Here is a 12545-nt window from a genome sequence, read left to right as displayed (position 1 = left end):
CAGTCGGTCCGCCGGTGTTTCAGCGGCCGATGGTGCCCTGGCGCGTGACCGGTGCGTCCGGGTTGATGCTGAACGCGACGATGGTGGCGTCCTCGGTTGCCGTGACCGCCACATCGTCGTCGCCGGTCACGAGTGCGCTCTCGGTGTACCCGACCGACTCGTCACCGACCTCGACGGCCCCGTCGAAGACGTACAGGTAGGTATGCCAGCCCGGCCGCGACGGGAGCGTGGTCGTGGCCCCGGCGGCGAGGCGGCAGTCGTAGAAGTCGACGTCGTTCCGCACGGACAGCGGGGCGTCGGTGCCTTCGGGGCCGAACAGGTGACGCCACTCGCCGGCGACCGGATCGGGAATCGGCTCGTGCTGGATGCCCGGTTCTAGGTTGAGGCTGTGCGGGCGGACGAATATCTGGAGCATTCGCAGCGGCGGGTCGTCGGCGAGCGTCTCCTCGGAGTGCCAGAAGCCGCTGCCGGCGTTCATCACCATCAGATGGTCGGAATCGGTAACCAACTGGTTGCCCTGGCGGTCGTCGTGGCGCATCACGCCCTCGGGCACCCACGAGATGATCTCCTCGTTTTTGTGCTGGTACATCCGAATCAGGGTGCCGGGGTCCATGAACGACTCCACGACCGTCGCGAGCGGCCCGTAGCCGTGATCGTCATGGTCGGGGACGGCCCGTCCAGGGAAATTGAAGTGGATCCGAAACTTGCCCTGGTTCTGTGAGACATCCGTTCGCGGCGCTGTGTAGATGCGAGAGTGGGTCTGTGCGGAAGGCGACTCGTCCATTAGCCTGTGTAGTCGCTCACCCGCTAAATGGGTTCTGCGCTCCGACTCCCGGCTTCACGCTAAGTAGTGGATCGTGTCTCTCACGCCGGCGGCAAGTAGACACTCTGCTCGCCGGCGATTTCCTCGAGGTTGTTCCGGTGACGGTGGCTGAAGTAACACTTGTAGCTGCAGTAGCCATAGATTGCGCCGGTATCGTATTCGGCGACATAGGGACCGCGGCGGGTTCGCCAGACGTTCGTTTCGCACTCGGTACAGGCCGCCTGATCGAGGTCGGCTGGCCGCGGCCCTTCGTACTCGACGCCCAACCCGTCGTCTTGGGGTGACGATTCAGGCCAGACCCCGTGGGCTTCCCAAAACTCCCGGATGCGGGCGAGGCTGTGGCGCACGGTCTTTCGGACGGTGACGTGGTCGGCGTCGCGACCGCTGTCGTCCCAGCCGTCGGCCGTCCAGAACTCACCGAACTGCGCGCCCCGATGCAGTCCGTTCCAGTCGACACCGACGATGTCGGCTGGTGGATCATCCGTGAGTGTCGGCCGGGTCAGCTGTCGAATGGCGTCGAGCTGTTTGGGCGGACTCCCACCAAGGATATGGACGCGTCGCCCTCTCCAATCAGCCGGGTCAGAGAACTCGTGGGCGAGGCGGTCGGCATACCCGCGTGAATAGCCGAGGACGATATCATCAGGAATCGCGTCGATCACTGCCTGGGATTTCGGGACGATGATGAGCTCGGCATCGGGAAAGCTGCCCTGAATCTCGCGAGCGGCAGCAACGTGGTCGTCGACGGCGGCGTGGTCGTAGACGTCCCCGATAACTCCGACCTGAGGCTCGTACTCGAAGAAGCGATCGACGAACCGTTCCAGATCGGGGTTCCGGAAATCGTTGTCCAACATCCCAACCGAGAGGGTGAGGTCCTGATACTGGTCTGCTTGATACCCACAGTTCTCCCGGAAACCAGGGAGATACCCGAGTCTGAAAGCGTCGAGCGCGAATGGGAGTCGATGAAGGAAGGCCACGAACTCTACCTGACGGGCAGCGGCGATTTGGCTGGCCGTGGGACTGCTGTGGCTCTTGAGAATGGACATGAATGCGAGCCCGCGGGCTCGGCACCCCGCACCCTTATAGGGGTGACTGACAGATCTCTAATTAACCAACACACCTGGGAACCGGCGAGGTACTGTTGGTTAACCGGGTTACTCCTCCTCCTCTGTCTCCCGGAGTTCCGCTGCCTTGCGCTCGAGTCGCTTCAGGATCGGCGTTCGGTTCTGGTGAGCGTTCTCGTACGCGACGCACTCCCGGAGCGTCTCCATATCAGTAATCGTCGCGATCCCGGCCTCGATCAGGCGATGATTCGGCGCTTCGAGGCGTTTCTCGGGCGGGAACCTGTCATCGCCTTCGTCGGTATCCGTAGACTGAGCCATCTCTGTTGGCCTCCACCCTTTGAAGGCGAGAGAAACAGACCGCCGACTACAGCTCCGTCGCGACGTCAGCTCATCGCGTCCTGGAACCGCTCACGGAGGGCGTCTTCCCGCTCCTCGAACTGGTCGACCTTCTCCTGTAGATCGTCGCTGACACGCTCGATGCTCGCGAGTGCCCGCTCGCCGGCGAGCGACGCCTGCGACCCGTCGTCGCCGTCGGCCTCCAGCTGCTCCTCGTAGGCTCGCTCGACGCGCTCGATGGTACCCTCCGGGTTGAACAGGATGTCGTTGGCCGTGTGAACGTAGCCGTCCAGCGACGTACCCTCCTTCCCCTGGAAGAAGTGGGTGAGCGCGTATGTCGCGCCGGAGTGTAGTGTCCACATATCGATCGCGAACGGCGACGCTGCGTTCGCCTCGGCATCCTCGGCAGCACGCTCTGCGAGATAGTCCGGGAATCCCAGCAGGCTGTAAAACTCGGTGACGGTGAACGGGAGCTCGGAGAACTCGAGATCGATCTCCTGCGCATCTCGGATGAACTCGAAGAGGTCGTCGGCGACGAGTTCGACCTGGGCGAGAATCTCCTCCCACCAGGTCCGGAAGTCCCGAACGTCCCCCCACGTGCTTGATGACCTCCTTGTCGGTGAGCGAGCGCATCGAATTCGAGCAGTACCCGTCCTGAGCGAAGCCCTCGACGTAGACGGCGTGCTCACCGAAGAAGTCGTAGCCGGAGGTCACGCCCATCGTGATCGGGTCCGACCGCCTCGGCAGCCGGACTTCGAGGCCGTCGAACATCACGTCCATATGGACCTCGCCGCCGCCCCGGTAGCGCCGGATCTCGCCGAACATCACGTCGCCGAGCGGTGTCCCGTCGATAGTCTCCTCGCGAAGGACCTCTTCCAAGGGCCTGTACACATCCACCGGGTTGATGATCGCGTAACTGTCTGTGGGGACGTGAAATAGTGGGTCTGCGTCGGGCTCGTCGTCTGTCGCGTGGTCGCGCGCTCTTGTCGGCTCGGCCAGGGCGTTGAAGCGCTCCGTTTCGACCCACTCGTCGGAGTAGGGATTCCGGTATGCGACTGTCGTCTCGACGGCCTGCGGGAGGTCACGAATCGTCTCGGCGAAAGACTTCGGTTTGTCGACCGTTTTCTTCCGGCGGTACCAGTCGGGTAGTTCCGTATCGGTTCGTCCGTCGACGCCAGCGAACACGGTTCTGGATTCTGGATCTTTCATTGCAGTCACCTCGAAATCGAATTCGTCACTCGCGACGGCGCTCTCATCACGCGCCCTGCGCCCCTCTCACGGGCGCAAAAACAACTTCTTAACCAACATTCTATCCAGAAATCCAGCGTTGTTGGTTAATAATCTGGACGGTCCCGACACCTGGCTTCGGCTCTTGAATTCATTCGTCGGCGTGGCGTCGACGGCGCACCTGTTCAGGATTCGGCACCCACGGATGTGCGTCCCAGCAGTGCAGGGCGTGCTCTCGTGCCGTGTCGAACAGCGCCTCACACGACCCACACTCGTAGGCGGTCTCGGGCCAGCATTCCGTGACGAACATCGCCGTCACCGTCGACCTGACTGGATCTGGTGCGGCCGACCGCTGAACGTAATCATAGCCGATCACTGTTCGTCGACGAAGCGCCGACTGTGCCAGCCGTTCGGGCCGGTCTGCTGGGAGATACACCCAGCGGACGAAAGCTGCTTCTGAGTCCTTCGCCGACGGTTGGAGAATGAACCATCGGTTGTGCTCGTCGCGGAACAGATACCGCTCAGTGCCCCGGTTCTGGAGATAGAGCGGATCACCACGACCAGGAATCAGCCGAAGTTCCACTGACGGCGAGATCGGGGTGGGGAGTCGCTCTTCCAGCGTGAGCGAGCGGGACTCCCCGGCCGAATTCTCGGTCTCGAAGTCGTCGAGCGTCGCTTCGTCAGTCATGATTCGCTGGGATTCGTCTCGTCTGTGTCTTTCCTAGCTGTTCGCTCGTGCCGGTCGTTGTATCGCTCGAGTTCTCGGCCGATGCACTCCAGCGCTGTGATGGCGCGTTCGATGGGCTGGTACGTGTCCCGCGATAGTCGGATGTTTTCCATCAGATGTCCTCCTCTGGTTCGACGAGGTCGTTACTCTCAGCGACGAGATCCTGAACGGCTGAGGCAGGGTCGTTTTCGACCGGAAGTGTTCGATGGTCGAGTGGGGCGGGATACGCCCGGTCGCCCTGAGCGCAAAGTATGATCAACCACTCCTCGCTCCCTTCGGCGAGGACGACGTAGTGGTCGATATCCCGACGTTGGAAGACTGTCTGATCTGTCCGGCTCACCGCACTCCAGTTTGCCGGCAGTGACGATGACGGCGTCCCACCATCTGGCGTGAGTGCTCGGTACTCTTCGAATTCGGCGAGTGCCGCTTCGATATCCTTCCCGGTGAGGTGCCAGCAGTCGGCCGGGCCATCACACACCAATTGACTGACCACGTCGTTGCGGAACTGGATGTAGTGTTGCTGGGCGACGGTTTCGTTGTCGGTGTAATCGAGGAGGAGCGCACAGGCGAGCTGTGCCGGTCCGCTCCCAACGTAGCCCCAGTCGAGTCCCGCCGGGCCATGCCGCACGAGACCGAGACTTCGATTGGGGGAGAGGCGTTCGTGTGCGGTGAGGTTCAGGACAACTGGCGTTCCGTCGACACGCATCCCGACGTACTCGACGCGGTCTGTACTCGCCTGACATCGCTCATCCGTATCCTGTACGACTGCTCGTGGGTCGGTAGTCGAATTCGTCTCCATCGGTTGAATGCGGGCGTTCGGATTCCCCGCACCCCTGCTAGGGGTCGAAAAACCACCACCGGCTATTAGGCCCTCAGCGTCGCTTCAAAGTTAGAACTCAGACTATTATAGTTCAAACTATAACATTTCGACGGATAACTAATCAATAGGGGCAGTTTATTCTTCGAAGAGACAGCGAGCAGCCGCATCCTCACCGTTGAGGGTTTGCTGATCCTCGTCCGTATCAGCGAAGAGCGTCGACTGATCTCCTTCGGTTGATTGTTCAACTGCGGGTCGATCGTCGACACCGAACTCACTCGCCTCGGGCCGATCAAGACGCGAATCCCGGTCGCGATGATTCACGTCAGCGCCGAAGTCCTCGAGTGAGGTTTCGACACTCGTTTCGACCACTTCGAGTTGGCCATCGTCACCGAACGCGGTCTGTCGTTGAATCTCGATCTCTGGTCGATCGCTCATCTCATTCGAGCCTCCACCCACTGAGGCTCCGACAGAAAACCCCCAGTGCTTCGTCACTCGTCTTGTGCGCGGATTTCGCTGGCCCGATCTTTGAGCTGGCGAAGAATCGGGATCCGTTGCTGATTCGCGTTCTCGTAGGCGACGCAGGCTCGCAGCGTCTCCATATCGTTGATCGTCACGATACCAGCGTTGATGAGCCGCGTATTCGGGGGTTCGAGCCGTTGTTCTGGCGAAAGCTCGCTTGCGTCTGTTGTTTGACCATCTGAATTGCTCACTGATGATCGCCTCCACTACTGCTGAGGCGACAAAAAACAGCCCTCGCCGTTACCCGTTTTCTTCCTCGGGTTGGATCTGGCGGGCGTCCTCAGCGAGATCATGGATGTACTCCCGAAGAATCTCCATGTCCTCGCGAGCGTCTTCGAGAGTCTTGCCTTTCGCTTTGGCCACGATTTTGTCCTGATCGCGGGTGCCCGTCCCGCGAGTAAGCTTCACTGTGAGGGAGACGCCGACGTCACTGCGTTCGACGTACTCCGTTCGTGTCGCCTGTTCAGTGGCTTCGGTCGATTCATCATCCGCACGAGATGGTTGGGTGTGTTCTGACATGGATTCTTTCGGTGATTGGTATTTAGATGGACGGTGCGGCCGGCTCGCCGGGTGTTTCGTGAAGGACTGCATCGATCTCGGCCCCGGTGAGTCGCCAGCTTCCAGCAAACCCAGCGCAGTCCAGTTGGCTCACGACCTCGGTTTTGAACTCCTGGTAGTGGTTGAGGGCGAACGCCTCGTCTCCCGTGTAGTCGAGGAGGAGTGCGAGCGCGAGTTGTGCCGGACCACTACCACCATATCCCCATTCGAATCCCGAGGGACTGTGGTTCACCAGTGCGAGACTCCGCTCTGGCGTGAGCAGTTCTTGGCCGGGACGTTTCTCAACGATAGCCTGCCCGCTCTGCCGATACCCGACGTAGGCGATGTCGCAGTCGCTCGCTGGGTGTGTCTGTTCAATCGAGTGTGTGTCGCTAGATCTACTCATCGGTCTGTTCGGGAGCGACTCGTTCGAGCACCCCCGCACCCCTCAGGGGGTGAAAAACAGCCACAGGAACTACTTTCCCCTACGCGAGATGGGAGACCTCGGCTGGCTCGTCGACATCGTCGAACTCGCCTCGTTCGACTGGCTGCCAGTCTTCTCCCGGTGCTGGACTCCACCAGTCGACCTCGTAGGCACCCGGTGCGCCGAGGATCTTCACCCGTGCCGACCCATCGGGTAGGTCGCGACGGAGCTTTTCGTCGACGTGGAGGTTCCACGTCGAGTAGGTGTCGAAGCAGGCGAGGACGGCCTCCTCGTAGCCGCGTGTCTCTCGGGATTCTTGGAGTTCGACCTGCGTGTTGCAGTTCTTGCAGAACACACCTTCGAACGGAATGTGACTGAATACCTCGTGCCCGCAGACGGGACACCAGAGGAACTCGAACAGTGCTTCGCTGTGGCGGTCGATGACTTCCAGACTCATCTATGGATCTGGCCCGATTGAGACGGGCCACCCATTCCGGCCCAAAATAAACGTCACCGTAGATCCACACCAATCAATCAGCGCTCGGCGCCGTACACGATTCTTGAGGATGCTTCGTACCCACAGCTCCGACACTCGAACCAACGCTGAACCTTCGCGCAGTCAGCCGTTTTTCCGCCGATTGCCACATCGCTGTTCGGACATTCGGGACAACTCAGTTCGGGCGCTGGTCGTTCCCGGAGCGCGTCACGGAACGATTTCGCGTCCTTCGTCTCATACCCCCGCGACCACACTGGATAGCCGTCGACGAGGATTGCGCCACGCCACTTGTAGCGGTACGAGTCCGGTGCTCGGTGTAGGACAGCCCGAGCTCCGGTCTCGGTATTCCGGTATGCGAGTGTGGGCGTGCGACTTTCGCGCTTCCAGTTTGTGATTCGACCCATCTGTTAGAAGTGGACGTCGGCGGGCACGATCCAAAGCTCCTCGCTCTCCTCCAGCACTCGATCCAGCTGCTCACGGTGACGGATACCGTTCGCATATTCGTTGTACTGGAAGATCGTTGGCCCATCGTAGGCGCCGACCTGGTGGAAGGCGTGCCGAGCGAGTTCTTCGTCGCGCATGATCTCCTCGTCAGAGAGTTCATCGAGTGCCTCCCTCACCCGTTCGAGATTGCGCTCGAACTCCTCTTTCGTCGCTTCCCAGCCACGCTCGAGGAGATCCTGGCCGTCATCGGAGTCGACAGGAACCGCCGTCGGGAGCTCACCCCATCGTGCCTTCCCCGCAACGGACGTGTCCTCCTCATCAAAACAGACGTAGTAGTCGAAGACGGCGCCGGCGTGTGGGTCCGCGCCGACCAGGCGGTCGAACACCGTCTTTCCGGTGGCCAGTGCGTCGTCGTGGGTCGATTCTTTTACCAGGGCGTAAATTACCATGTGCATCTCGAACACCTCGAAGCGCCGACGCACCGGGAATGATTGCTCGCTCGCTCCTGCTGCGCCGGCACCCATCGCCGGCGCTCGAAAAACCCTGACAAGCGGTCGATTCTTAGGACTCGTTCGCTCGGTCGACTGTGATGGTCAGATTCCCGGACTCGTAGTCAGCTTCGAAGTCGACGGTGAACGCATCCGAGTCGTATGCGGCGTGGTAGGCGCGGTGACGCTTGAGCGAGCCAGTCGCCTTGAAGTGGAAGAACGCAGCCGCCGTGTAGGGCTTGCTCTGGGTCTCGATCTGTGTTTCGACTGACGCCGGAAGTGCGATTTGTGGCGTGTCGGCGTCAATACTCGCAGCGAACTCCTTCGCTTCCTCGACGGTCGCTTGCGAATGTGCCGGTGTCTCGCCGGTCAACACGTTCACCGGAGTTTCCGTGTCGTCGGTGAACAGGACGTCTTTGAAGATGTGTGTCCCGAGGATCGCGTCGGGGTCTAACTCGCAATCGTCGAATGGATCATCTGCTGCTTCTTGGGTCATCGAATCACGAGCCCATAGAGGGGCTCGGTTCTCTTCGCCCCTGAAAAACAGCAACTGGTTCGACGCAGTCCTGGTCTATGAACGGTTCAGACCCGCCTTCTCGAAGGGTGATTCCCCGGTCGGAATGAGCAGTTCCTGTCGGTCTCCGACCCACTCGCTGAGCTTCCGTTTCAGGTACTGTCTCGCCCTCGACGGCGTGAAAACGCCTTTGTCGAGCATATCGCCGACGATGTCTTTGAGGGCCGCGAACTGTCCCTGCAGGTGGCCGTCGCCGACCGGCTCGCCGTCGTACCAGCGTACCGTCGCGAGCGCGCCGGTCGATGTCGTTGCGGCTTGGAGTGTTGCCATGGGTTGTTCTCGGGAGCGGTCTCGCGCCCCCGCACCCCTTCAGGGGGCGAACAACCGCTCACGCTGTGACGGCCACAGGACGCTTCGCTGCCGACGCGTCGAGCTGTCAGGATTCTCCGTGGACGTCACCGTCCCTCATCGTATTCGGTTGGGTGAGAACATCCACCTGCTCGAGGAGCGTCGTCGCGGTACTAATTCGCTCTCGATCAGCGGGCTCCAATTGGTCGATATCGATACTGGTGAGGCTGCTGAGCGCGCGGTGGAGTCGATAGCCGGGGGTGTCTCGTGGGTCCATGTGTGCGCCTCCGCCAATTTCCGGCGCGAAAAACACCGGCGAGCTGTCAGCGGGGCAGTCTGGGAGTGATCACGAACTGACCTCTAGTTAACCAACAGAACGAGTCGATATCAGGGTTCGTTGGTTAAACTGACTCCGTCTCTATTGATCGGCTTCTGGTTCGGGTCCATAGCGAGGTGTCCCGCACCGCTGACACTCCCACATGGGCTGCCCGGTCCAATCGTCATCGGGGACAGCCTTGAGTTCGCGGAATCGATGCTTAGTCTCCCGATCACATTCCCGACACTCGAGGTGAGTCCTGTTTGGGCGCTCGCGTCGTGGCTGTTCGGTATCGGTCTTGTCAACGGATTCCTGGAGCGCAATCGCTGGCACCAGCCAGAGGTCGTTGTCTGCGTCCTCACGAAGGTTTGCAAGACCCTCTTCGGTGCGAACCGCGCTCCCGGTTTCGTCGTAGAGAAACGTCGCGTGTTCGCCGTCATGACACGACGTCGTCGTCTCTGTCGGCGGTGTCTTATTGCGAGCGGACGCGAGCAGCTGAGTACCACATTCAGACGTGACCCGTGTCGCCGAGGGGAGCGAGGGCCACTGATCGACAAGCTGTGGGGCCGGTTCCTCGTCGAGATCATAGATTAGCTTGCAGTCATCGACGACTGGGTCATCATCTGCCTTCGCGAGGAGGGTCGCCGCAGCAGATCCCTTCCCGACGGCGCCGTAGAACGTCGACGCCTCAACGATTATGTGGATGACGTGGAGGAGAGTCGTTTCGGCAGTCGATGTGTCCTGATCGTCGGCTCCTTCGAGATGGTTCGTGAGACAGAACCGGCACTTCGACTGGCCAGCGGGGATTGACGCTCCACAGGAAGCGCACTCGGTCTCATCTGCTGTCGGGCCGTCTGGATAGTCCGTGTCGACGCCACCAGAGCGTTGCCGCCGGGGCTCGCCACTACTACTGGCGAGTTGGTCGTCGGGAACGTGGGTCGCTTCGCCAAGCGGTCGGAGGGCTTCGTAGTCGGCGTACTGGTCGGTCATAGAGCGATCTGGCCGTATCATGCTTCGTCTTCGGATTTAAACAATGGCTCTCACGCCAATTAGACTACAGATATACAACCGAAAATCAGCAGTGTGGGCGTTAGACAGCTAAGTCGTCCAGTGTGTCGCGGTGGGTCCGCACGGTGACCACCGAGACGTTCGCTACTTCAGCGATGTCCGACTGGGTGAGCCACCGCCCGTCTTCGCGTCCGGCTTTGTACAGACAGGCTGCGGCGAACCCGGATGGTCGAACCCCCGTGGTTGCTCCGGTCGATTCGGATGCTTCCGCCAGCTGCCGAGCCCGCTGCCGGATCTGATCTGAGACGTCGAGCTCCGAGGCCAACCGCGGAACGAACGCACTCGGCGTCACGGGCTGGGCTGGCAGGCCAAGTTCCGTATTCAGCGTCGTGTATGCGTTCGTCACCCGCGATTGCTCGACGCGCGCCGACTCGGTGATGTCGTCGAGCGTTCGCGGCCGCCCGTTACACCGACACGTCCCGTAGACACTCGCGGCGGCCATCGCCTCGATCGACCGGCCCTGCAGGAGGTCCTCGTTCTGAGCGCTGCGGAAGAGCTGGCAGGCCTGGTCACGGGTCGTCTCGGATAGTTCGAGCGCACTACTGATCCGGCGGGTTTCACTAAGCCCGTGTGCGAGGTTGCGTTCAGCTTTCGACTGAAATCGCCCGCGGGTCTGTTCACGCCGCATCCGAGCGAGCCGCCGTCGCTTCTGTCCTGAGAGTTCGTTCCCGTTCGCATCGGTCCCGCGGCCGATCTCCGTCGACAACCCTCGATCGTGCCGTGCCGCGGTCAACGGAGCGCCCGTACGCTCCCGTTCGTCTTCGTCGAACCCTCGCCACTCAGGCCCGTGGTCGATCCGCTGCTCGTCGATGACGAGCCCACACTCCTCGCAGACGGTTTCAATCGCATTGGTGGTGACCCGGCCGTCGCACTCGGGACACTGGTTCGCACTCGATTCCGTCTGGACGTCTTCGTCGAACGCCGTCTCGTAGACGTCTCTGGTTGCCATGAATACACACGAGGGGATACACGCAAATCGCGCCTCTCGGAATTCCCCTCACCCATTAGGGGGCAAATACACACCACGGAGGACGGCGCTGATACCGATGACTGCAGTGGCGAAAGCCCGGCCGCGCAACGGCGCTGTGCGCCGTGAGCAGCCCGGACCGTGGAGGTGGTGGGAGGTGGCGGTGACCGCGTACACACCAGCAAAAAAGGGCGCGTCGCCTCGGCTATTCCCACCAGCGGCCGCGATCTGGGAATTCGATCCTCGACCAGCCCGTGATCGCGAGACTGCACCGGCCCTGGTACCAGTTCTTCTTGACCGCTCTGAATCTGACCGTCTGCCCCTCTCGAACCACCGTTTTCCCGCTCTTCTCCCAAACCGTGAATTTCGTTCGCCCGCTCTCGTCTTCGATGAGCCCGACTTGTTGAATCGAGTTGTCACTTGGAGTCCAGAGTTCGGTAATTTCACCCTGGACCGTCACTTCCCCGACGGGCACGTCCGGCACATCCGCGATGGGCACGATTGCACCTGGCACCGCCTTCAGTTCCTCCAACGTCTCCAGCACCGCCTTGGTCACGTCCTCTCCGCGCTGCACCTTCTCGGCCAACTGCTTCGCGACGACCGCTCTCGACCAGCCGCCCTGAACCTCGTCGCTGATCCGCATCGCCTGCTTGTTCACCGCCGCGAGTTCTTCCTGCGTCAGCTTCTCTCGGGGATCCGTGCGCTCCACCGGTTCGGGCTCGTCTCGGCCACACTGCTCGACGACGACCTCTCGCGTCCGCTTCGCGCGTCCCTCCTGCTGACTGAGTTCCGCCTGGGCACTGATGTGCTCCAGCTCGGCTTCCCGGGCCTCGATGCGCTCTTCCTGTTCGAGGGTCTTCCCGAACAGATGATCCGGGCCTTCCTCGACCCGCGCGTCTGGATGGTTGGAATCGACTTTCGCCTGCACTTCCATGTCGACCGTCGCCCGGAACTCCGGGGTCTCGTCGACGACCTCGAATCCGTCCTCGTCGACCTCGACGTCATCGTGTTTCTCGAAAGCCTGTTCATCGACCGAAACTACTTCACTGGAGACGTTCTTACTTGACATTGGAACTCACCGGTTCCTGAAGGCGCTCACGCGCCCGACACCGCGATGCTACAACATCGCGGATTTCCTCGACGACAACAACCGACAGACTCGTCTGCGCGCTCTCGCTCGCGCCTTCGCGAGCGCCCTATGGGCGCGAGCGAGAGCGCGCCTGAGGCGGACGACCATCCAGCACCGCGCGCCGACCCGCCCGGAGCGAGCGGCCAGCGGGATATGCCCGCTCGTGTCCGGCCCGATGTGCGGGTCCGTGTCCAGGGCGACTGTCGCCGAGAACGCGCGCCGCGGTGTGGCGCGCGACAGCGCAGGCGGCACAAAGCGCTGGAACGCGAAAGCCCGCAAGGGGCGCAACCGACGGGGATAC

General features: G+C 61.4%; 19 protein-coding genes and 1 pseudogene. All 20 read right to left on the bottom strand.

Annotation, left to right across the window (positions count from 1 at the left end):
* Window positions 1-19: 19 nt before the first annotated feature.
* A complete protein-coding gene (locus GRX01_RS17580; RefSeq protein WP_159670811.1) occupies window positions 20-784 on the bottom strand; it encodes a pirin family protein in 765 nt (254 codons plus the stop codon).
* 80 nt (window positions 785-864) lie between these two features.
* On the bottom strand, window positions 865-1866 hold the full coding sequence (locus GRX01_RS17575; RefSeq protein ID WP_159670808.1) for a DUF6610 family protein: 1002 nt from the start codon (window positions 1864-1866) through the stop codon (window positions 865-867).
* A gap of 108 nt (window positions 1867-1974) precedes the next feature.
* Entirely contained in the window at window positions 1975-2202 is a 228-nt protein-coding gene (locus tag GRX01_RS17570) for a hypothetical protein (protein WP_159670805.1), read from the bottom strand.
* A 65-nt stretch (window positions 2203-2267) separates the two neighbouring features.
* Window positions 2268-3429 (bottom strand): annotated as a pseudogene (locus GRX01_RS19650) (hypothetical protein).
* Between the two features lie 169 nt (window positions 3430-3598).
* On the bottom strand, window positions 3599-4135 hold the full coding sequence (locus GRX01_RS19645) for a hypothetical protein (RefSeq protein WP_159670802.1): 537 nt from the start codon (window positions 4133-4135) through the stop codon (window positions 3599-3601).
* Window positions 4132-4287: a hypothetical protein gene (locus GRX01_RS18965; RefSeq protein ID WP_201289642.1), complete on the bottom strand. Its 156-nt coding sequence runs from the start codon at window positions 4285-4287 to the stop codon at window positions 4132-4134. The genes GRX01_RS19645 and GRX01_RS18965 overlap by 4 nt, the downstream gene beginning before the upstream one ends.
* Entirely contained in the window at window positions 4287-4973 is a 687-nt protein-coding gene (locus tag GRX01_RS17555) for a DUF6166 domain-containing protein (RefSeq protein ID WP_159670799.1), read from the bottom strand. The genes GRX01_RS18965 and GRX01_RS17555 overlap by 1 nt, the downstream gene beginning before the upstream one ends.
* Before the next feature lie 156 nt (window positions 4974-5129).
* Window positions 5130-5429, bottom strand: coding sequence for a hypothetical protein (locus tag GRX01_RS17550; RefSeq protein ID WP_159670796.1), 300 nt, complete (start codon window positions 5427-5429; stop codon window positions 5130-5132).
* Window positions 5430-5482: 53 nt separating this feature from the next.
* A complete protein-coding gene (locus GRX01_RS17545) occupies window positions 5483-5704 on the bottom strand; it encodes a hypothetical protein (RefSeq protein WP_321168191.1) in 222 nt (73 codons plus the stop codon).
* A gap of 49 nt (window positions 5705-5753) precedes the next feature.
* Window positions 5754-6032, bottom strand: a complete 279-nt coding sequence (locus GRX01_RS17540) for a DUF7389 domain-containing protein (protein ID WP_159670793.1) — start codon at window positions 6030-6032, stop codon at window positions 5754-5756.
* A gap of 22 nt (window positions 6033-6054) precedes the next feature.
* The gene (locus GRX01_RS17535; RefSeq protein WP_159670790.1) at window positions 6055-6456 is read right to left on the bottom strand and encodes a DUF6166 domain-containing protein; all 402 of its coding nucleotides are present in this window, start codon (window positions 6454-6456) and stop codon (window positions 6055-6057) included.
* A 79-nt stretch (window positions 6457-6535) separates the two neighbouring features.
* On the bottom strand, window positions 6536-6931 hold the full coding sequence (locus GRX01_RS17530; protein ID WP_159670787.1) for a DUF7567 family protein: 396 nt from the start codon (window positions 6929-6931) through the stop codon (window positions 6536-6538).
* A 77-nt stretch (window positions 6932-7008) separates the two neighbouring features.
* Window positions 7009-7374 carry a DUF7568 family protein gene (locus GRX01_RS17525; RefSeq protein WP_159670784.1) on the bottom strand — a complete coding sequence of 122 codons (366 nt, stop codon included), beginning with the start codon at window positions 7372-7374 and terminating at the stop codon, window positions 7009-7011.
* A gap of 3 nt (window positions 7375-7377) precedes the next feature.
* The gene (locus GRX01_RS17520) at window positions 7378-7869 is read right to left on the bottom strand and encodes a hypothetical protein (RefSeq protein ID WP_159670899.1); all 492 of its coding nucleotides are present in this window, start codon (window positions 7867-7869) and stop codon (window positions 7378-7380) included.
* A 106-nt stretch (window positions 7870-7975) separates the two neighbouring features.
* On the bottom strand, window positions 7976-8398 hold the full coding sequence (locus GRX01_RS17515; protein WP_159670781.1) for a hypothetical protein: 423 nt from the start codon (window positions 8396-8398) through the stop codon (window positions 7976-7978).
* Window positions 8399-8473: 75 nt separating this feature from the next.
* Window positions 8474-8746 (bottom strand): DUF6735 family protein, encoded by a 273-nt coding sequence (locus tag GRX01_RS17510; protein ID WP_321168190.1) that lies wholly within the window; start codon window positions 8744-8746, stop codon window positions 8474-8476.
* A gap of 106 nt (window positions 8747-8852) precedes the next feature.
* The gene (locus tag GRX01_RS19270) at window positions 8853-9041 is read right to left on the bottom strand and encodes a hypothetical protein (RefSeq protein ID WP_159670778.1); all 189 of its coding nucleotides are present in this window, start codon (window positions 9039-9041) and stop codon (window positions 8853-8855) included.
* Between the two features lie 141 nt (window positions 9042-9182).
* A complete protein-coding gene (locus GRX01_RS17500) occupies window positions 9183-10070 on the bottom strand; it encodes a biosurfactant protein 1 (RefSeq protein WP_159670775.1) in 888 nt (295 codons plus the stop codon).
* Between the two features lie 100 nt (window positions 10071-10170).
* Complete coding sequence (locus tag GRX01_RS17495; protein WP_159670773.1) at window positions 10171-11097, bottom strand: transcription initiation factor IIB; 927 nt, start codon at window positions 11095-11097, stop codon at window positions 10171-10173.
* A 223-nt stretch (window positions 11098-11320) separates the two neighbouring features.
* Window positions 11321-12184, bottom strand: a complete 864-nt coding sequence (locus GRX01_RS17490) for a DNA-binding protein (RefSeq protein ID WP_159670770.1) — start codon at window positions 12182-12184, stop codon at window positions 11321-11323.
* Window positions 12185-12545: the final 361 nt, after the last annotated feature.

It is taken from the genome of Halobaculum saliterrae (genome assembly GCF_009831625.1).
Taxonomy (GTDB): domain Archaea; phylum Halobacteriota; class Halobacteria; order Halobacteriales; family Haloferacaceae; genus Halobaculum; species Halobaculum saliterrae.
This window is presented reverse-complemented; position numbering and strand designations above follow the sequence as displayed.

What these genes read in the sequence shown, in the direction of transcription:
- GRX01_RS19645 (WP_159670802.1), bottom strand. Translation starts at nt 4,135, where the DNA reads ATGACTGACGAAGCGACGCTCGACGACTTCGAGACCGAGAATTCGGCC.
- GRX01_RS17520 (WP_159670899.1), bottom strand. Translation starts at nt 7,869, where the DNA reads ATGCACATGGTAATTTACGCCCTGGTAAAAGAATCGACCCACGACGAC.
- GRX01_RS17500 (WP_159670775.1), bottom strand. Translation starts at nt 10,070, where the DNA reads ATGACCGACCAGTACGCCGACTACGAAGCCCTCCGACCGCTTGGCGAA.
- GRX01_RS17555 (WP_159670799.1), bottom strand. Translation starts at nt 4,973, where the DNA reads ATGGAGACGAATTCGACTACCGACCCACGAGCAGTCGTACAGGATACG.
- GRX01_RS17495 (WP_159670773.1), bottom strand. Translation starts at nt 11,097, where the DNA reads ATGGCAACCAGAGACGTCTACGAGACGGCGTTCGACGAAGACGTCCAG.
- GRX01_RS17570 (WP_159670805.1), bottom strand. Translation starts at nt 2,202, where the DNA reads ATGGCTCAGTCTACGGATACCGACGAAGGCGATGACAGGTTCCCGCCC.
- GRX01_RS17515 (WP_159670781.1), bottom strand. Translation starts at nt 8,398, where the DNA reads ATGACCCAAGAAGCAGCAGATGATCCATTCGACGATTGCGAGTTAGAC.
- GRX01_RS17510 (WP_321168190.1), bottom strand. Translation starts at nt 8,746, where the DNA reads ATGGCAACACTCCAAGCCGCAACGACATCGACCGGCGCGCTCGCGACG.
- GRX01_RS17540 (WP_159670793.1), bottom strand. Translation starts at nt 6,032, where the DNA reads ATGTCAGAACACACCCAACCATCTCGTGCGGATGATGAATCGACCGAA.
- GRX01_RS17490 (WP_159670770.1), bottom strand. Translation starts at nt 12,184, where the DNA reads ATGTCAAGTAAGAACGTCTCCAGTGAAGTAGTTTCGGTCGATGAACAG.
- GRX01_RS19270 (WP_159670778.1), bottom strand. Translation starts at nt 9,041, where the DNA reads ATGGACCCACGAGACACCCCCGGCTATCGACTCCACCGCGCGCTCAGC.
- GRX01_RS17525 (WP_159670784.1), bottom strand. Translation starts at nt 7,374, where the DNA reads ATGGGTCGAATCACAAACTGGAAGCGCGAAAGTCGCACGCCCACACTC.
- GRX01_RS17535 (WP_159670790.1), bottom strand. Translation starts at nt 6,456, where the DNA reads ATGAGTAGATCTAGCGACACACACTCGATTGAACAGACACACCCAGCG.
- GRX01_RS17550 (WP_159670796.1), bottom strand. Translation starts at nt 5,429, where the DNA reads ATGAGCGATCGACCAGAGATCGAGATTCAACGACAGACCGCGTTCGGT.
- GRX01_RS17530 (WP_159670787.1), bottom strand. Translation starts at nt 6,931, where the DNA reads ATGAGTCTGGAAGTCATCGACCGCCACAGCGAAGCACTGTTCGAGTTC.
- GRX01_RS18965 (WP_201289642.1), bottom strand. Translation starts at nt 4,287, where the DNA reads ATGGAAAACATCCGACTATCGCGGGACACGTACCAGCCCATCGAACGC.
- GRX01_RS17580 (WP_159670811.1), bottom strand. Translation starts at nt 784, where the DNA reads ATGGACGAGTCGCCTTCCGCACAGACCCACTCTCGCATCTACACAGCG.
- GRX01_RS17575 (WP_159670808.1), bottom strand. Translation starts at nt 1,866, where the DNA reads ATGTCCATTCTCAAGAGCCACAGCAGTCCCACGGCCAGCCAAATCGCC.